Genomic DNA, 17,900 nt, shown 5'->3' with positions numbered 1-17,900 from the left:
TCGCGCAGTGTCCCGTTCGTCTAGAGGCCTAGGACACCGCCCTTTCACGGCGGTAACAGGGGTTCGACTCCCCTACGGGATACCATTGGGTCGTTAGCTCAGTTGGTAGAGCAGTTGACTTTTAATCAATTGGTCGCAGGTTCGAATCCTGCACGACCCACCATTTCTCCTTTGAGAAATAACTTTCAAGATGGGGCTATAGCTCAGCTGGGAGAGCGCCTGCCTTGCACGCAGGAGGTCAGCAGTTCGATCCTGCTTAGCTCCACCATTCTTGACGTCTTCCACAGGACGTAAAACTTATCGTGGGCGATTAGCTCAGTTGGGAGAGCACCTGCCTTACAAGCAGGGGGTCACTGGTTCGAGCCCGGTATCGCCCACCATCTTTAAACGCATTCTTGTGAGTGTTTTTAAAAATGGTTTCGATAAGAAACTCATGCTCTTTAACAATTTGGAAAGCTGACGAATAACAACAATCCCCATATCTTTTAGATATGCGTTGTTATTCAAATTAAAAGTTCTCAAATCCTAATTCTTAGAATTAGGTACCAACACACATTCAAGTGTTCTTGGAAATTTGAGTCCGGCAAAATCGAAATGTTATCTCGCTCATTCAATAATGAGATAACGAAACCTTGGTTGTTTGCCATACGTAAAGACCCCTTCGGGTTGTATGGTTAAGTGACTAAGCGTATACGGTGGATGCCTTGGCAGTCAGAGGCGATGAAAGACGTATTAACTTGCGATAAGCCCAGATTAGGTAGTAAAAACCATTTGAGTCTGGGATTTCTGAATGGGGAAACCCGGCCGCATAAGCGGTCATCACTAACTGAATACATAGGTTAGTGAGGCGAACTCGGGGAACTGAAACATCTAAGTACCCGAAGGAAGAGAAATCAACCGAGATTCCGAAAGTAGCGGCGAGCGAAATTGGATTAGCCCTTAAGCTTTTAATGCGTTAGACGAATGTTCTGGAAAGTTCAACGATACAGGGTGATAGTCCCGTAGTTGTCGACGCATCATCAGTGAAATCGAGTAGGGCGGGACACGTGATATCCTGTCTGAATATGGGGGGACCATCCTCCAAGGCTAAATACTACTGACTGACCGATAGTGAACCAGTACCGTGAGGGAAAGGCGAAAAGAACCCCTGTGAGGGGAGTGAAATAGAACCTGAAACCGTGTACGTACAAGCAGTAGGAGCCTCCTTGTGGGGTGACTGCGTACCTTTTGTATAATGGGTCAGCGACTTATATTCAGTGGCAAGGTTAACCATCTAGGGGAGCCGTAGGGAAACCGAGTCTTAACTGGGCGATGTAGTCTCTGGATATAGACCCGAAACCAGGTGATCTAGCCATGGGCAGGTTGAAGGTTGAGTAACATCAACTGGAGGACCGAACCGACTAATGTTGAAAAATTAGCGGATGACTTGTGGCTAGGGGTGAAAGGCCAATCAAACCTGGAGATAGCTGGTTCTCCCCGAAAGCTATTTAGGTAGCGCCTCGGACGAATACTACTGGGGGTAGAGCACTGTTAAGGCTAGGGGGTCATCCCGACTTACCAACCCTTTGCAAACTCCGAATACCAGTAAGTACTATCCGGGAGACACACGGCGGGTGCTAACGTCCGTCGTGGAGAGGGAAACAACCCAGACCGCCAGCTAAGGTCCCAAATTACTACTAAGTGGGAAACGATGTGGGAAGGCTCAGACAGCCAGGATGTTGGCTTAGAAGCAGCCATCATTTAAAGAAAGCGTAATAGCTCACTGGTCGAGTCGGCCTGCGCGGAAGATGTAACGGGGCTAAGTAGTAAACCGAAGCTGCGGCTGCATACTTTGTATGCGGGGTAGGGGAGCGTTCTGTAAGCGGTTGAAGGTGGTCTGTAAGGGCTGCTGGACGTATCAGAAGTGCGAATGCTGACATGAGTAACGATAAAGGGGGTGAAAAACCTCCTCGCCGGAAGACCAAGGGTTCCTGTCCAACGTTAATCGGGGCAGGGTAAGTCGACCCCTAAGGCGAGGCCGAAAGGCGTAGTCGATGGGAAACGGGTTAATATTCCCGTACTTCTTACAATTGCGATGGGGGGACGGAGAAGGCTAGGTGGGCCTGGCGACGGTTGTCCAGGTTCAAGTACGTAGGCGGAAGAATTAGGTAAATCCGGTTCTTCTTAACGCTGAGATACGATGTCGAGCATCTACGGATGTGAAGTCATTGATGCCATGCTTCCAGGAAAAGCCTCTAAGCTTCAGATTGTAAGGAATCGTACCCCAAACCGACACAGGTGGTCGGGTAGAGAATACCAAGGCGCTTGAGAGAACTCGGGTGAAGGAACTAGGCAAAATGGTACCGTAACTTCGGGAGAAGGTACGCTCTTGTGGGTGAAGTCCCTTGCGGATGGAGCTAACGAGAGTCGCAGATACCAGGTGGCTGCAACTGTTTATTAAAAACACAGCACTGTGCAAAATCGTAAGATGACGTATACGGTGTGACGCCTGCCCGGTGCCGGAAGGTTAATTGATGGGGTTAGACGTAAGTCGAAGCTCTTGATCGAAGCCCCGGTAAACGGCGGCCGTAACTATAACGGTCCTAAGGTAGCGAAATTCCTTGTCGGGTAAGTTCCGACCTGCACGAATGGCGTAATGATGGCCACGCTGTCTCCACCCGAGACTCAGTGAAATTGAAATCGCTGTGAAGATGCAGTGTACCCGCGGCTAGACGGAAAGACCCCGTGAACCTTTACTACAGCTTGGCACTGAACATTGACCCTACATGTGTAGGATAGGTGGGAGGCTTTGAAACTTGGGCGCCAGTTCAAGTGGAGCCGTCCTTGAAATACCACCCTTGTAGTGTTGATGTTCTAACTTAGACCCCTAATCGGGGTTGAGGACAGTGCCTGGTGGGTAGTTTGACTGGGGCGGTCTCCTCCCAAAGAGTAACGGAGGAGCACGAAGGTGGGCTAAACACGGTTGGACATCGTGTGGTTAGTGCAATGGCATAAGCCCGCTTGACTGCGAGAATGACAATTCGAGCAGGTGCGAAAGCAGGTCATAGTGATCCGGTGGTTCTGTATGGAAGGGCCATCGCTCAACGGATAAAAGGTACTCCGGGGATAACAGGCTGATACCGCCCAAGAGTTCATATCGACGGCGGTGTTTGGCACCTCGATGTCGGCTCATCACATCCTGGGGCTGAAGTCGGTCCCAAGGGTATGGCTGTTCGCCATTTAAAGTGGTACGCGAGCTGGGTTTAGAACGTCGTGAGACAGTTCGGTCCCTATCTGCCGTGGGCGTTGGAAGATTGAAGGGGGCTGCTCCTAGTACGAGAGGACCGGAGTGGACGAACCTCTGGTGTTCGGGTTGTCATGCCAATGGCATTGCCCGGTAGCTAAGTTCGGAATCGATAACCGCTGAAAGCATCTAAGCGGGAAGCGAGCCCTGAGATGAGTCTTCCCTGGCACTTTAAGTGTCCTAAAGGGTTGTTCGAGACTAGAACGTTGATAGGCAGGGTGTGTAAGCGTTGTGAGGCGTTGAGCTAACCTGTACTAATTGCCCGTGAGGCTTAACCATACAACACCCAAGGGGTTTTGATGGACTCAAAGCTAAGAACGAATTGAATGTGTAGAGACGGTAAACGGCGAGCGGCTAAGGGCCGACGGCGTGAGAACAAAGAACAGCTTTCCAGATGATTATCGCTAGACCCCGTTGGCCGAATGCCGATGGCCGTTTACCGATAAACAGAATTTGCTTGGCGACCATAGCATTGTGGACCCACCTGATTTCCATGCCGAACTCAGAAGTGAAACGCAATAGCGCCGATGGTAGTGTGGGGCTTCCCCATGTGAGAGTAGGACATCGCCAGGCTTTAATTTTGGACACTTGCTCAAATAGCAAGTACGCCACTGCGGAGTGGTAGTTCAGTTGGTTAGAATACCGGCCTGTCACGCCGGGGGTCGCGGGTTCGAGTCCCGTCCACTCCGCCACTTATTCGAAAGCCTCGCTATTGCGAGGTTTTTTTGAATCTAGCGTTTGCTGGATTTATAAAAATTTAGGGGTGTAGCTCCAATTGGCAGAGCAGCGGATTCCAAATCCGCGTGTTGGGAGTTCGAATCTCTCCACCCCTGCCACACACAGAAGCCTCGTCGAACGACGGGGCTTTTTCGTATCTATCGCTTTTCCAAAGCGAGTGTTGGGAGCTGGAGCGCCAGCCCGGTCGAATCTCTCCACCCCTGCCATCTTAAAAGCCTCGTCGAAAGACGGGGCTTTTTTGCGTTTATAGGCTTTAGCGAACGATGGAGGTTTTTCGTACTTCGGGAAAGGGGACGCTTTGCTAACGGACGCTTACGCTAAGGGGAAAAGGGAAGAGCCAAAAGAATTGCTTTCTTGGACTAATACGAGAGCGGAAAACCTTTGAAGGCTGTTTACCATATAAAACAAAGCCTCGGACTTAGTGCCGAGGCTTTGTTGTTTTTGAGGGGCTTAGCCCTCTTCAGCCGCCAACTGGCCTTGTTGTATTGATTGTGCAGAACTTGTAGATGCTACGACCATTACACCAGTTAATATGATGAATAAGGTTGCCCATACATAGCCCATGCTAAAGCCGTAAGCTTCAACGATGGCACCGAGTACACCTGGGCCGATTGCACCGCCCATAGGCAGCACAAAAGCCATCATGACAGTGTACTTACCCGTTTGGTCGTTATCCGTTACTAGAGCCATTAGAGACGCTATTAGGAACTGTAGTAGGGCATTAATCAAACATACTGCGACGATAAAGGTAAGCGTGGATGGGAACCACTGTAGCAATGCTAAAGTAACAAGTGATATTGCTAAGCCAGATAAGATCAAAGAGCGGTGTGAGTATTTTGCTCCGAATGCTACACAGCAAAGTGCACCACCGATCCCGGCGAGAATAGATCCTGAGATCGTCATGCCAATAAGATCTGAGCCGATCCCCATATCTGACCCGATGCGCTCTACAAAGCCCCACAAACCGGCAAACGTACCAGCTTGGAAAAAAAGGGCAAATGAGGCTAGAAGTGCAGGTAAATTTAGCTTGCTACCTTTCTCACTTGCTTGCTCTTTGGCGAGGAAATTGGCAGGTAGATTTACTAGTGAGACTAGTGAAAGCGCATAGATGGCTAATACTGTCCAGATGAAGCCAGCAAAACCAAACTGAGCTTGTACTATGCTAGTGACGACATAGACCAAGATACCCGCTGATACCATCTCAAGCACTAACTTCCAACCATAGGCTTTATCAGGGTTGTGCGCAGCGCTCAGAATCGCAAGAGAAATGGTGAAAACAATGCCGGAGCCAAAACCGATAGCTGCCATCACAAGGTGCACATTGTCTGCAGTAGTCACCGTTAATCCATAACTGCCTATCGCCATCAATGCATAACCAATGCTTGAGACCAATTTCCAAGGTGTACGTTTGACCCAAAATGGAGAGAAAAGGGCAACAAGGGCAAACGCACCTAGATAAGCACTGCCGAGCAAACCAAGTTGTTCGTCGTTGAGACCGAACTGCTGAGCAATGCTCGATAGATATAGTGGAAAGGCGTTAAATACTAACGCACCCGCTGCGGCTAATGCGCATGCGGCAAATATAGCGCCTCGTGTAATTTGGGTGGAAACACTCATGGTATGCACTCCTTGCATGTTGTTAAATTGTTAACAAGTAAAGCAAGGAAAGCGTTATTGGTATCTAATTCAATTGCACTAGTTTACAAAGGTGACTCCTGTAACTTTTTCATAGTTATCTTGAATGGTGTGCAATGTGTTATAGATCTTTGCGTGGATTAGGCTCGAATTCTTGTTTGAAATGCTTAAACTAGGAGCAAGATTTTTATGGAACTACAATTATGAGTCAGGCGTATATATTAGGTTGCATTGCTTTGGGTGGTGCTTTTGGTGCATGTTCTAGATACTTGGTTTCTGAAGCTTGTGTCGCTATGTTTGGTCGTGGTTTCCCATATGGCACATTAACCGTCAATGTCGTTGGTTCTCTTATTATGGGGATGTTAATTGCGGCGTTTGAAAGTGAACTGCTAGCGACCCAGCCATGGCGCCAGATTATTGGTCTTGGCTTCTTAGGTGCATTGACGACCTTCTCCACATTTTCTATGGATAACGTATTGCTTATGCAGCAGGGGGCATTTTTCAAGATGGGGCTCAACGTACTACTCAATGTGGTACTCAGCATCTCAGCTGCATGGATTGGTTTTCAGCTGATTATGCGGGCGAGCCTATAGTTGATGTAAAACAGAGATCAGATTTGTTAAAGAGTAGTGGTTATGTCGCTGCTCTTTTTTTATAATTGTCGTCACTTGTCGGAGTGCTTCGCTCTTTTTAGAGCATAGCTGAGACCGCATTGCGGGATCCGTTGAACCTGATCAGGCTAATACCTGCGAAGGGAACAAGAGAAGATAACTGTACTAGCAGTTCCCACACTTATCTTATAGGGTTAGTAAGTACTAACATTGTACTTAAGCCCGCACCTCTTGTAGCACCATTCCGCCAAGCATTTCTCTAATAATACAAAGGAAAATGCTATGTCGAGTCGCAAACAAGCGAGACTGGAAGCGAAGAATTTCATCGATACTCTATCGGTGCAACCATACCCTAACTCAACCAAGGTTTACGTAGAAGGCAGCCGTGCCGATATCCGCGTACCCATGCGTGAAATCGCTTTGGCTGACAGCCTAATCGGCGGTACTAAGGAAAACCCAATCTTCGAACCGAATGAGCCTGTTCGAGTTTACGATACCTCTGGTGTCTATACCGACCCTGAGCATACCATCGATCTATATAATGGTTTACCTAAGATGCGTCAGGCATGGATCGACGAGCGAGCTGATACCGAGGTGCTTGATGACGTGAGCTCGGTTTACACCAAAGAGCGCCTTGAAGATGAAGCCCTGGATGAGCTTCGCTATGGTAACTTGCCTCCAATTCGTCGTGCGGTTACTGGCAAATGTGTTACCCAGATGCACTACGCACGTCAGGGCATTATTACTCCTGAGATGGAGTATATAGCGATTCGCGAAAACATGGGGCGTGCTAAGTATGCTGATGAGCAGCTAAATCGTCAGCACCCAGGGCAAAGCTTTGGTGCAAATTTGCCAAAAGAGATCACGCCAGAGTTTGTTCGCCAAGAAGTGGCGGAAGGCCGAGCAATTATCCCTCTTAACATCAACCACCCAGAAGCTGAGCCAATGATCATTGGCCGTAACTTCTTGGTGAAAGTTAATGCCAATATTGGTAACTCATCAGTGACGTCTTCTATTGAAGAAGAAGTAGAGAAACTGGTGTGGGGGACGCGCTGGGGCGGTGATACCGTAATGGACCTATCTACGGGTCGCAATATTCATGAGACTCGTGAATGGATCCTGCGCAATAGCCCAGTGCCAATCGGAACCGTGCCTATGTACCAAGCACTGGAGAAGGTAAACGGCATCGCAGAGGACCTAACCTGGGAAGTAATGCGAGATACCCTTATCGAGCAAGCTGAGCAGGGAGTGGATTACTTTACAATCCATGCTGGTCTCCGTCTGCACCATGTTCCAATGACCGCTCAACGTGTTACTGGCATCGTTTCTCGTGGTGGCTCTATCATTGCTAAATGGTGTCTAGCACACCACCAAGAAAGCTTCCTTTACGATAACTTCCGTGAGATTTGTGAGATCTGTGCCCAATACGATGTCTCGCTTTCTCTCGGTGACGGCCTGCGCCCCGGCTCTGTTGCAGATGCCAATGATGAGGCTCAGTTTGCCGAACTACGCACTCTAGGTGAGCTTACTAAGATTGCCTGGGAATATGACGTTCAGGTCATCATTGAGGGCCCTGGTCATATCCCAATGCACATGATCAAAGAGAACATGGATGAGCAGCTAGAGCATTGTCACGAGGCGCCATTCTACACCCTTGGTCCACTAACAACGGACATTGCACCGGGCTATGATCACATTACCTCTGGTATTGGTGCGGCGCTGATCGGTTGGTACGGCTGTGCCATGCTTTGTTATGTTACGCCAAAAGAGCACCTTGGCCTGCCAAACAAAGATGACGTTAAGGTTGGCTTGATTACCTATAAGCTCGCAGCGCATGCTGCAGACCTTGCCAAGGGGCATCCAGGCTCTCAGGTTCGCGATAATGCACTCTCTAAGGCTCGTTTTGAATTCCGTTGGGAAGACCAATTCAACCTTGCACTGGACCCAGATACTGCTCGTGCTTACCACGATGAAACCCTGCCTCAAGAGTCGGGCAAAGTAGCACACTTCTGTTCAATGTGTGGTCCTAAGTTCTGTTCAATGAAGATATCTCACGAGGTGCGTGAGTACGCCAAAGGTCTTGATGAGAACCAAGCGATTGAAGTGAAGTTACTCGACGATCCACTAGAAGGCATGAAGCAAAAATCAGAAGAGTTCAAAGCACAAGGCTCTCAATTGTACAAACTAGCTGAAGAAGTAAGCGAGTCATAATGAACCAATTGCTAATTCCTAATCAGTACCAACACCTAGTTGAACTCATTGAAGTAAACCTAGCGGTGGCGGCACAAGCTGATTTTGAAACTGGCAACATCGAGTTGGGCACCAGCCCAACTCACTTGTTCCAGATCCAAATTGACGGACAAAGCCAATCGATCAACTTTGCAACCGAATTGAACACTCTCCAAGATGAGGTTCTTAACTGTATCTATGCAGCTGACATCAACCAGATATCAGAGCTAATCTCGCAATATGGTGATAACCTTGTTGCACTGAGCTCTACGCGAGGGCAAAGCGGCTTTGATTGCTGGCAGCACCTTGGTGAGCGTCGAGCAATAGAGTTTAGTTGTGAAGATTGTACTGTTTCTGAACAACTGCATTTCTCGTGGCTTCTGACAGCTCTTGTACTCGATTTTCCACTTGAAGACTCGCTGATGCTGGCGAGAGCCATGACACAGGGTGGTGTTTCACGTGAAACATGGACCGATTCAGATACTCACTTCCCAGTTCCAGTTCTAAATGACTCTGAGCTTGATATTGCAACAACCAAACTAAATCGGGCTAAGTTTGCATCGGTTGAAGCGAACAAGCTTGGGTTATACCCAGTCGTTGATAGCGTAGAGTGGATTGAGCGACTACTTAAACTTGGTATCACTACGCTACAGTTGCGCATCAAAGACTCACAGCAATCCGATCTAGAAGCTCAGATCGAGCGAGCAGCGGCACTTGGGCGTGAATACAATGCTCAGCTATTTATCAACGACTATTGGCAGCTAGCGATTAAACATCAGGCCTATGGTGTCCATCTTGGGCAAGAGGACCTTTCGGTAGCAGACCTAGAACAGATCCAGCAAGCAGGTTTGCGAATTGGACTATCAACCCATGGCTACTACGAGCTACTGCGGATTCGTCAACTCAAGCCGAGCTATATTGCTCTTGGTCATATATTCCCAACCACCACCAAGCAGATGCCGTCCAAACCACAAGGGCTCGTTCGCCTCGCTCACTACCAGAAGGCATTGGGTGATACGCCAACGGTAGCAATAGGGGGAATTGATATGACTAACGCAAGTCAGGTCTACGCATGTGGCGTGACAAGCCTTGCGGTAGTACGTGCAATCACTCTGTCAGAAGACCCAAAGCAAGTGATAGACGACTTTAATCAACAGATCTTTAATCAGGCTGAAGCGCACTAATGCTTACCGATAATGAATTTATCCGCTACCAGCGTCAGGTTGCACTGAGCGAAGTTGGGGAACAGGGGCAGCTAAAACTCAAGCAAGCCAAGGTACTTATTGTTGGCGCAGGCGGGCTTGGTAACCCTGTTGCTTTGTATTTAGCATCGGCAGGCGTAGGTAGTATTGTCATTGCCGATGGAGATGAGGTTGAGATTAGTAACCTTCAGCGACAAGTTGCCTTTAGCAATCAGCAGGTCGGTGTTAGCAAGGCGCAAGCACTAGTAGATACCATCAAAGCCAACAACCCACTAATCCACGCACGAGCTGTGAGGAGCATGCTTCAGGGCAATCAGCTCAAGCTAGAAGTCATGATGGCTGACTTGGTTCTCGATTGCAGTGATAACTTCGCTACTCGCTTTGAGATTAACCAAGCCTGTGTCGAGAGTAGCACGGCTTTGGTATCTGCCTCGGCGATTGGTTGGAAGGGGCAGATGGCAGTATTCACTAACCAGCCAGCGAAAGACCAAGAGAGTCTTGACGCAAGCGAGCCTTGCTATCAGTGTTTGGTGCCTGTTGCTCCCAAACAGAAAAACAGCTGTAGCACCATGGGTATTGTAGGGCCTGTTGTGGCTACTTTAGGAACCTATCAAGCGCTAGCTGCAATTCGTTATCTGTTAGAGATAGAGTCATCAAACTCGACTAACTCAGTATGTCTCCATCTGTTTGATGGGCTAGGCATGAGTTGGCAAAAACTACATTTTGAAAAGAATGCTGCTTGTCCCGTATGTGGCACGCATCAAAAACAACACGAGCAATCGTCAAATCCAGCATAAGAGTGATAGAAGATGATCAAGATTACCATCAATGACCAGACTCGCAGTGTCGCTAGCGATAGCAGTTTGGAAGCCATCGTAGCTTCGATTGTAGAGGACGCAATGGGCTACGCTGCGGCGGTAAACCAAAATATTGTGCCTAAGCAGCAGTGGTCTTCTACCACGCTAAGTGAAGGCGATTCGATTACGCTGTTTCAAGCAATTGCAGGGGGCTGATATGCTAACTATCGCTAATCATACTTTCTCGTCACGCCTATTTACGGGTACTGGCAAATTTGCAAATAGCCAGCTGATGGCTGAGTCGCTAGCGGTGTCTGGTTCAGAGTTGGCAACCATGGCTCTTAAGCGAGTCGATCTAGAAAATCAGCAAGACGATATCCTTGCGCCACTAATCGAAAACAATATTAAGCTGCTGCCAAACACCTCAGGTGCGAAGACAGCCAAAGAAGCAGTCTTTGCTGCCGAACTCGCCCGAGAGGCGTTAGGCACTAATTGGCTAAAACTTGAGATACACCCAGATCCTAAGTACCTAATGCCGGACCCAATTGAAACCCTAAAAGCAGCAGAGGAGTTGGTTGAGAAAGGCTTTATTGTCTTGCCATATTGTCATGCTGACCCTGTGCTATGTAAGCGTCTGGAGGAAGTTGGCTGTGCTGCTGTGATGCCGCTGGGTGCACCAATTGGCTCAAACCAAGGTCTGGTCTCTGAAGAGTTTCTTAAGATTATTATTGAACAGGCCAACGTGCCGGTTGTGGTAGATGCTGGGATTGGCGCTCCATCTCACGCTGCATTTGCAATGGAGCTGGGAGCGGATGCGGTGCTTGTTAACACCGCCATTGCTTCTGCAGCGGACCCAGTAGCAATGGCAAAAGCATTTAAGATGGCGGTTGAGAGTGGACGAATGGCTTATGAGGCTGGCCTTGCAGGCCGTGTTAATCAAGCGATAGCATCGAGTCCATTGACGGCGTTCTTGGAGAGCTGATATGGCCTTTAGCGACCAGTTTAAACAGTTTGATTGGGATCAGATTCGTCTTGCGATCTACTCTAAGACTGCAGCGGACGTTGAGCGAGCGCTGGCTAAACCTAAGCGTAATTTAGATGACTTTATGGCGATGATCTCTCCGGCCGGAGAGGCATATTTGGAACAGATGGCTCAGCTGTCATTTGCGGCGACTCGTAAGCGTTTTGGCCATACGGTTTCCATGTATGTACCGTTATACCTATCGAACCTTTGCTCCAATGAATGCACCTATTGTGGTTTTTCGATGGAGCACCGCATAAAGCGCAAGACCCTAAATGCAGATGAAATTGACCAAGAGATTGATGCCATCAAGTCGATGCAGTTCGATAGCGTTCTTCTGGTGACTGGGGAGCACGAAACCAAGGTAGGCATGAAATACTTTCGCCAGGTATTGCCACAGGTACGTAGAAATTTCAGCTATCTGGCCATGGAAGTTCAACCGCTAGAGCAGGATGAGTATGCAGAACTCAAGCAACTTGGGCTTGATGCGGTAATGGTCTATCAGGAAACTTACCATCCATCGACCTATGCCAAACACCACCTGCGGGGCAACAAGAAAGACTTTAACTTCCGACTCGATACGGCTGATCGATTGGCAAAAGCGGGTATTGATAAGATTGGAATTGGTGCGCTAATTGGCCTTGAAGATTGGCGCACTGACAGTTTCCACGTTGCAGCGCATCTAGACTACCTAGAGCGTACCTATTGGAAGACTCGCTATTCGATTTCATTTCCTAGGATTCGCCCTTGTGAGGGAAGTATTGAACCGAAGTCGGTGATGTCAGATAAGCAACTGGTGCAATTGATTTGTGCCTATCGACTTCTAAACGGTGAAGTTGAGTTATCGCTATCAACCAGAGAGTCTGAGTCGTTCCGAGATAATGTGATGCCATTAGGGATCACGACTATCTCGGCAGCGTCCAAAACCCAACCGGGTGGCTATGCCAACGATGAACAAGAGCTAGAGCAATTTGCAATCAGTGATGAGCGCAGTGCCGATCAGGTAGCTGCCGCAGTGAAATCTCGTGGCTTAGAAGTGGTATGGAGAGATTGGCATCAAGCCTATTCCGGTGGGTTTAATCATTAAGGGTTGTTGAGGTAAAGCCTGACCCATACAAGTTAAAATTGAGAAAGCGCAATAGCTATCTGGTGTTTCACGTGAAACATCACCGTATACGCTAGCAAACAAAAAAGGGCCACTCATTACTGAGCGGCCCTTTTATAGTTTTTGTGTGTCTTATTGTTTTGTGTGTCGCAGCGAGCTACTCGTTACTTATCTTGGTCGTAAGTCAGAGGATCGGTTGCCTGCTCCAACCAAGCAAGTGCTTCACCTTCAACTAGTGGGCTTACTTCCATCCATACATTGCGGTGGTACTCGTTCAGCCATTCAAGCTCAGGGCGGTTAAGCATATTCACATTGATACAACGCTTATCGATTGGACATCGAGTCAGAGATTCAAAACCTAGCACTGACATGTCCCCTTGAGTTTCGAATTCCTTTACTAGCTCAAGGTTCTCTATACGAATACCAAAATCGTCTGCTCGGTAGTAGCCTGGTTCGTTAGAAAGTACCATGCCTTCTTCAAGCGCTACCGTATTTACTGCTGGTGCGATACGTTGCGGACCTTCATGCACGCTTAGGAAGTGGCCCACGCCATGGCCTGTACCATGGTCATAGTTATAACCCTGTGCCCATAGAGGTGCACGAGCTAAAACATCCAGTTGATGACCAGTGGTACCTTTCGGGAAGCGGGCACGGGCAAGACCAATGTGACCTTTTAGCACCAAGGTAAACTGTTGCTTCATTTCATCACTCGGCTGACCGATAGCGATAGTACGAGTAATGTCGGTAGTACCATCTAGGTATTGACCACCTGAATCCACCAAATATAGCGTGTTTAGTTCAAGCTTACCTGGTTCAGGTTGGTTGTTGTGGTTGTAGTGACACATGGCAGCATTTCCACCTGCAGCTGAAATGGTGTCGAAGCTTAGGTCAACGAGAGTCTCGTCGACTTCACGGAACTGTTGCAGTCTGTCAGACAAAATGGCTTCATCCTGAAGGTTACCCTTAGCCACTTCCGCATCTAACCAAGTTAGGAAGTTGACCATAGCGGCGCCATCTCTGATATGACAATCTTTCATACCCTGAATTTCAGTGGCATTTTTGGCTGCTTTTGGCAGTGCACAAGGGTCACTAGATTCAATGATTTCTGCACCTAGGTTTTGCAATTGAAGTGTAAACCAAGCGTTGCTAGTCGCCGGATCGACGAGAACTTTTTTTCCCGCAAGGCTTTCAAGTTGCGACTCCAGATGAGAAGGAGAGTAGACGCTAACCCCTTGGCCAACGTGGGCATCGAACTGCTCAGGTAGTCGGGCTTTATCGACAAACAGTGCAACTTCGCCATTTTGGTTGATGATGGCTTGAGACAGTACAACAGGAAGACGAGATACATCTAAGCCACGGATATTCAATAGCCAACAAATACTATCAAGTTGTGTAAGCAGAGCTGAATCAGCACCCAAATCAGCCAGTGCTTTACCGATAAGTGAGCGCTTGTCTTGGCTATGTTGACCACTACGTTCTTGGCCCATCAGTGACACCTTGCTCAGTTGAGGTGCAGGACGATCTAACCAAACACTGTCTACTGGATTTGCTTTGCACACGACCAATTGAGCATGGTTCTCGAGAGTCTGCTGGGCTTGTTTGAGCCATTTTGCTGAATGCAAGTTGGCGTCAATACCTACTTTTAGACCCGCTGGTAATTGATCCAAAATCCAAGTTAATGGCGGGTTTTCGATCAGATGTTGATATTCAAATACATCATTAGGGACTTGCTTAGTGACTTGAACCGTGTAGCGACCATCGACAAAAATTGCGGCTTTATCCGCAGTAATCACGGCGGCACCTGCTGAACCCGTGAAGCCGGTCGCCCAAAGTAGGCGTTCATTGTGCTCCGGTAAGTACTCACCAAGAAACTCGTCTTCGTGCGGAATGATGATTGCGTCAAGCTGCTGTTCGCTCATCCATTGGCGTAGTAACTCTACCTTTTGAGCCGTGCTAATTTGCATGTCGTGATCCTTTTTGTTGGGTGTACGCCGTGACTGATAGGCGTGGGTGTTTTAACTGGCTCTTATATAAAAATGTAGATCTTCTTATGGCCAATTTTTGTGGTTACAGGCTAGTGTTTTTTTTGTGCAATCGCAATCAATTCGATTGGTCATTTTCACTTAAATGTTCGGTGTTATGCTGGATCAAATCTCGTAGCCAACTGAGTGCTGGGTCATTCTCCCTGTCTTGATGCCAAAACAGAGTGTAAGCCATTGGCGGCAAGTCAGTTGGCAGGGGAATCAGGGTTAAGTCGAGAAATTGTGAAATATAGCGACAAAAGTGCCTTGGGGCGGTAAAGACGAGGTCAGTATATGTGCACAGACTGGCGGCACTATTAAAGTCTGGGACGTACATTGCGATGTCGCGTTCTAAACCTGCATCCGCAAGACGATAGTCGAGTAACCAGCGGTCGTTGCCATCACAACGTACTTGTACGTGGCGTTGTTTTAGGTAGGTTTCTAGTGTCCAAGGGTTGCTGAGTAACGGGTGATCTTTTCTCACCAGGCAAACTTGGTCATCTCGATAGATCTCTTTCCAGCGAATATCTTTAGGTGGCAACATCGTCATAGCGGCATCCTGCTGGGCGATATCTTTACCTGTAATGCCTAGGTCAACATCACCTGATTGGAGTTGGCGAAAGGTTTCTCTTGACCAAGCATGGGTAGTGAAGCGGATTTGTGGTGCTTTGGCAAAAATATCCGGTATGAAATGGGGCAGAATCAGCGGATAAACGCTCTCAACTAACGCTACATTAAATTGGCGGGTTGAGGTTGCAGGGTCAAATTGCTGTGGTTGGGTGAGATCTTCTAGATGATGGATCAGGCCTTTGAGCTTTGGCTGGAGGTATAAACATTTTGGGCTAGGTTTAAGCCCTTGAGAAGTCCGGTAAAACAGTGGGTCGTCAAATAGCTCACGCAATTTGGCCAGCGACTTGCTGACAGCCGACTGGCTAAGACACAATCTCGCTCCTGCTCGGGTAACACTCTGTTCTTCAATAAGAACGTTCAAGCACACCAATAGGTTAAGATCGATGCGCATCAATTGGTCTATGTTCATAGAAAAATTCCTAATGGGAATAATACTAATGAATATTGACCATTTTCATTCATATTGCTAGCCCCTTATACTGCAAATCAATAAAACAACTCACTAAGTAAATTCGTATGCCAACTAAGATGCAAATGCCACTGCTCGTGCTTTTGGTGCTGTTTAGCCCATTAGCGATTGATATCTATCTACCAGCACTGCCGACAATGGCGCAGGCGTTTCACGTGGAACACACCTTGGCACAAGATACGATCACTTTCTTCTTATTTTCTATGGGTGTAGGCCAGTTAATTGCAGGCCCGATTGCCGATAGATACGGACGACGAACAGTGGCACTAGTAGGTATTGGTATTTACGGTTTGAGCGCTTGCTTGGCGTGGGCGGCTCAATCAATCGAGTGGATGCTAATGGCTCGCCTGCTGCAAGGTCTAGGGGCGTGTGCGACGTCTGTTGCGGCCTTTGCCACTGTTCGCGACATTTTTGGCCCCCAAAAAAGCGGTAAGATGATCAGTTACCTAAATGGTGCGATCTGTTTTATCCCGGCGTTAGCGCCAATATTGGGTAGTTGGTTAACCCAGGAATTTGGATGGCGCAGCAACTTTAGTTTCATGGCGGGATTTTCGGTTCTGGTCGGTAGCTTGATGCTGTTTGGTATGAAAGAGACCAACCCACAGCGTTCAACAGGCAAACTGTTTCAACCTGCTCGTTACTGGTCAGTGATTAAGGTCCCTAGTTTCATCTTTCATGCATCGCTGTGCATGTTGGCGATGAGCGTTATCCTTGCTTATGTAACATCAGCGCCTGTAGTGCTAATGCAAAACGGTGGGCTGACGATGAATGAGTTTACTTACTGGTTTGGTATCAATGCCGTCATCAACATCATCGCTTGTTTGGTTGCTCCAAAAATCATGGATCTGGTTGGTACACGAAGAACCCTAGTATTGGGCATCTCAGTGCTAGGTCTGGGCGGTGTGGTTATGATGGTGCTAAAAAGCCAAGCCACTCCTTTCTCATTCATGTTGCCTATCTTTATGTCTTCAATCGGTTTTGCGCTCATCATGGGTGCAGCTGCAGGCCGTGCACTGGCGCCATTTGGTGACCGAGCGGGAACTGCCGCCGCACTGCTTGGCTTAATGCAAATGAGTGGTTCAGGGTTAATCGTAGGGCTAGTGCAGCGTATGGGTATGGATGCGCCAGATATGATAGCTATGCTGATGTGGCTATTGGTACCGGGGCTACTGGTTCTGGGCTCAAAGCATGGCCATGCATGGCATCAAAATATGGAAAGTGAGCCAAACGCATAAGCCTGACAAAGAGTTGACTCAAACTGAGCTGAAATTCGGACTAGGTGGTTTTCCGTTCACTCAAAGCGGTGTATATTTAGCCTCTCGTCCGATAAATAACTTATAAGAATCGCATAATATGTCTTTGACGACTTATGAAATGGCAAAAGTTCTGGAGCAACTGGAAGAGTCTCCAGAAAAAGTAATGTTTGGAAAGTTACTTAATGAATTAGGTAATCAAAGTGAAGAGCGAATTCGTAGTGCTGCTAAGCAAGTTCCACTTACAGCGCTTCGTGACATTGTTTATCAGTTTCAGCAAGTAATAGAGTCTCGTAAAGGCGAAGTGGTGCAAAACTTAGCCAATGACTTAACTTCACAAGGTTTTACCGCTGAAGAACTTCAAGCGTTTCTGGCCAAAAAATAACTAGATTGCGCAGACCAATTAAAATAATGGGCAGCTCATTGAGCTGCCCATTTTGTTGTTTGATTAACTTGCTAAGCGTTACGCTTTCGACACCATATTTCGATACAGTTGGTCTAGTGATAATGGCCCAGCACCCCAGATGACGTTAATTAGGATCATAAGTCCCCACAACTGGTGGTCATAAAACCCTTGTTCCCATAACACTGGGTAGGACACAACGGCGATGATGTTAAAGAAAAATAGAATCAAGGCCATTGGGCGGGTAAATAGACCGAGCACCAAGAATACTGGCAAGATCAGTTCTGCGGCAGTGCCCATATAAGCAGCAAGTTCCCAAGGCAGTATGGGCACCTGATACTCAAGTTCAAACAGATACAAGGTACTATCCCAAGATGCAATCTTGGTTAGGCCCGAATTAAAGAACACATAGCCAACCCACACACGGCAAAGTATAAGTAGCAAGGGGACCAATATCGATTGCATTCGAGCGATAAACTGGTCATGACTAATTAGTGTATTGG

At 47.8% G+C, this 17,900-nt stretch carries 13 protein-coding genes, 6 tRNA genes, 2 rRNA genes and 1 riboswitch; of the genes, 17 read left to right on the top strand and 4 right to left on the bottom strand.

Features of this window, described 5'->3' with window-relative positions; all coding sequences use genetic code 11:
- The first annotated feature begins 9 nt into the window (after positions 1 to 9).
- From J4N39_RS14690 to J4N39_RS14655, 8 genes are all read left to right on the top strand, one after another.
- Positions 10 to 85 (top strand) — tRNA-Glu (locus J4N39_RS14690).
- A 2-nt stretch (positions 86 to 87) separates the two neighbouring features.
- A tRNA-Lys gene (locus J4N39_RS14685) sits at positions 88 to 163 on the top strand.
- Between the two features lie 29 nt (positions 164 to 192).
- Positions 193 to 268: transfer RNA gene (locus tag J4N39_RS14680), tRNA-Ala, on the top strand.
- A gap of 36 nt (positions 269 to 304) precedes the next feature.
- Positions 305 to 380: transfer RNA gene (locus J4N39_RS14675), tRNA-Val, on the top strand.
- A 292-nt stretch (positions 381 to 672) separates the two neighbouring features.
- Positions 673 to 3,562 (top strand): 23S ribosomal RNA (locus J4N39_RS14670).
- A gap of 177 nt (positions 3,563 to 3,739) precedes the next feature.
- Positions 3,740 to 3,856 (top strand): 5S ribosomal RNA (rrf, locus tag J4N39_RS14665).
- Positions 3,857 to 3,898: 42 nt separating this feature from the next.
- Positions 3,899 to 3,975: transfer RNA gene (locus J4N39_RS14660), tRNA-Asp, on the top strand.
- A 67-nt stretch (positions 3,976 to 4,042) separates the two neighbouring features.
- Positions 4,043 to 4,119, top strand: a tRNA-Trp gene (locus J4N39_RS14655).
- A 352-nt stretch (positions 4,120 to 4,471) separates the two neighbouring features.
- Here the strand turns inward: J4N39_RS14655 and J4N39_RS14650 are convergent.
- Positions 4,472 to 5,638, bottom strand: a complete 1,167-nt coding sequence (locus J4N39_RS14650) for an MFS transporter (RefSeq protein WP_252020757.1) — start codon at positions 5,636 to 5,638, stop codon at positions 4,472 to 4,474.
- Between the two features lie 221 nt (positions 5,639 to 5,859).
- Here J4N39_RS14650 and crcB point away from each other — a divergent pair, with 221 nt between their 5' ends.
- The 7 genes from crcB (at position 5,860) to thiH (ending at position 12,603) form a co-directional block, all read left to right on the top strand.
- Positions 5,860 to 6,249, top strand: coding sequence for a fluoride efflux transporter CrcB (crcB, locus tag J4N39_RS14645; RefSeq protein ID WP_252020755.1), 390 nt, complete (start codon positions 5,860 to 5,862; stop codon positions 6,247 to 6,249).
- A 69-nt stretch (positions 6,250 to 6,318) separates the two neighbouring features.
- A riboswitch (TPP riboswitch) is annotated at positions 6,319 to 6,430 on the top strand.
- 119 nt (positions 6,431 to 6,549) lie between these two features.
- Complete coding sequence (gene thiC, locus J4N39_RS14640; protein WP_252020753.1) at positions 6,550 to 8,478, top strand: phosphomethylpyrimidine synthase ThiC; 1,929 nt, start codon at positions 6,550 to 6,552, stop codon at positions 8,476 to 8,478.
- Positions 8,478 to 9,680 (top strand): thiamine phosphate synthase, encoded by a 1,203-nt coding sequence (gene thiE / locus J4N39_RS14635; protein ID WP_252020750.1) that lies wholly within the window; start codon positions 8,478 to 8,480, stop codon positions 9,678 to 9,680. The genes thiC and thiE overlap by 1 nt, the downstream gene beginning before the upstream one ends.
- On the top strand, positions 9,680 to 10,495 hold the full coding sequence (locus J4N39_RS14630) for a HesA/MoeB/ThiF family protein (protein ID WP_252020748.1): 816 nt from the start codon (positions 9,680 to 9,682) through the stop codon (positions 10,493 to 10,495). The genes thiE and J4N39_RS14630 overlap by 1 nt, the downstream gene beginning before the upstream one ends.
- A 12-nt stretch (positions 10,496 to 10,507) precedes the next feature.
- Complete coding sequence (gene thiS / locus J4N39_RS14625; protein WP_252020746.1) at positions 10,508 to 10,711, top strand: sulfur carrier protein ThiS; 204 nt, start codon at positions 10,508 to 10,510, stop codon at positions 10,709 to 10,711.
- A gap of 1 nt (position 10,712) precedes the next feature.
- Entirely contained in the window at positions 10,713 to 11,477 is a 765-nt protein-coding gene (locus tag J4N39_RS14620; RefSeq protein ID WP_252020743.1) for a thiazole synthase, read from the top strand.
- A 1-nt stretch (position 11,478) separates the two neighbouring features.
- The gene (gene thiH / locus J4N39_RS14615) at positions 11,479 to 12,603 is read left to right on the top strand and encodes a 2-iminoacetate synthase ThiH (protein ID WP_252020742.1); all 1,125 of its coding nucleotides are present in this window, start codon (positions 11,479 to 11,481) and stop codon (positions 12,601 to 12,603) included.
- 182 nt (positions 12,604 to 12,785) lie between these two features.
- On the opposite strand, the gene J4N39_RS14610 is transcribed toward thiH, so the two are convergent.
- A complete protein-coding gene (locus J4N39_RS14610; RefSeq protein WP_252020741.1) occupies positions 12,786 to 14,585 on the bottom strand; it encodes an aminopeptidase P family protein in 1,800 nt (599 codons plus the stop codon).
- Positions 14,586 to 14,721: 136 nt separating this feature from the next.
- Positions 14,722 to 15,681 carry a LysR family transcriptional regulator gene (locus tag J4N39_RS14605; protein WP_252020740.1) on the bottom strand — a complete coding sequence of 320 codons (960 nt, stop codon included), beginning with the start codon at positions 15,679 to 15,681 and terminating at the stop codon, positions 14,722 to 14,724.
- Positions 15,682 to 15,788: 107 nt separating this feature from the next.
- Between J4N39_RS14605 and J4N39_RS14600 the strand changes: the two genes are divergently transcribed.
- Together J4N39_RS14600 and tsrA are read left to right on the top strand one after the other, a co-directional pair.
- On the top strand, positions 15,789 to 16,976 hold the full coding sequence (locus J4N39_RS14600) for a multidrug effflux MFS transporter (protein WP_252020738.1): 1,188 nt from the start codon (positions 15,789 to 15,791) through the stop codon (positions 16,974 to 16,976).
- Between the two features lie 118 nt (positions 16,977 to 17,094).
- The gene (gene tsrA / locus J4N39_RS14595; protein ID WP_252020736.1) at positions 17,095 to 17,379 is read left to right on the top strand and encodes an H-NS-like global regulator TsrA; all 285 of its coding nucleotides are present in this window, start codon (positions 17,095 to 17,097) and stop codon (positions 17,377 to 17,379) included.
- A 78-nt stretch (positions 17,380 to 17,457) separates the two neighbouring features.
- Here the strand turns inward: tsrA and J4N39_RS14590 are convergent, their stop codons facing one another.
- Positions 17,458 to 17,862 (bottom strand): DoxX family protein, encoded by a 405-nt coding sequence (locus tag J4N39_RS14590; protein WP_503063945.1) that lies wholly within the window; start codon positions 17,860 to 17,862, stop codon positions 17,458 to 17,460.
- Positions 17,863 to 17,900: the final 38 nt, after the last annotated feature.

It is taken from the genome of Vibrio sp. SCSIO 43136 (genome assembly GCF_023716565.1).
GTDB lineage: Bacteria > Pseudomonadota > Gammaproteobacteria > Enterobacterales > Vibrionaceae > Vibrio.
Note: the sequence above shows the minus strand (reverse complement) of the source record. Positions and strands in the feature narration are given on the sequence as shown.

Bases quoted from the DNA above. Each gene is read 5' to 3' on its own strand.
- thiH (WP_252020742.1), top strand. From the start codon at position 11,479: ATGGCCTTTAGCGACCAGTTTAAACAGTTTGATTGGGATCAGATTCGT.
- J4N39_RS14650 (WP_252020757.1), bottom strand. From the start codon at position 5,638: ATGAGTGTTTCCACCCAAATTACACGAGGCGCTATATTTGCCGCATGC.
- thiS (WP_252020746.1), top strand. From the start codon at position 10,508: ATGATCAAGATTACCATCAATGACCAGACTCGCAGTGTCGCTAGCGAT.
- J4N39_RS14620 (WP_252020743.1), top strand. From the start codon at position 10,713: ATGCTAACTATCGCTAATCATACTTTCTCGTCACGCCTATTTACGGGT.
- J4N39_RS14610 (WP_252020741.1), bottom strand. From the start codon at position 14,585: ATGCAAATTAGCACGGCTCAAAAGGTAGAGTTACTACGCCAATGGATG.
- thiE (WP_252020750.1), top strand. From the start codon at position 8,478: ATGAACCAATTGCTAATTCCTAATCAGTACCAACACCTAGTTGAACTC.
- J4N39_RS14630 (WP_252020748.1), top strand. From the start codon at position 9,680: ATGCTTACCGATAATGAATTTATCCGCTACCAGCGTCAGGTTGCACTG.
- thiC (WP_252020753.1), top strand. From the start codon at position 6,550: ATGTCGAGTCGCAAACAAGCGAGACTGGAAGCGAAGAATTTCATCGAT.
- J4N39_RS14590 (WP_503063945.1), bottom strand. From the start codon at position 17,862: ATGCAATCGATATTGGTCCCCTTGCTACTTATACTTTGCCGTGTGTGG.
- tsrA (WP_252020736.1), top strand. From the start codon at position 17,095: ATGTCTTTGACGACTTATGAAATGGCAAAAGTTCTGGAGCAACTGGAA.
- crcB (WP_252020755.1), top strand. From the start codon at position 5,860: ATGAGTCAGGCGTATATATTAGGTTGCATTGCTTTGGGTGGTGCTTTT.
- J4N39_RS14605 (WP_252020740.1), bottom strand. From the start codon at position 15,681: ATGAACATAGACCAATTGATGCGCATCGATCTTAACCTATTGGTGTGC.
- J4N39_RS14600 (WP_252020738.1), top strand. From the start codon at position 15,789: ATGCCAACTAAGATGCAAATGCCACTGCTCGTGCTTTTGGTGCTGTTT.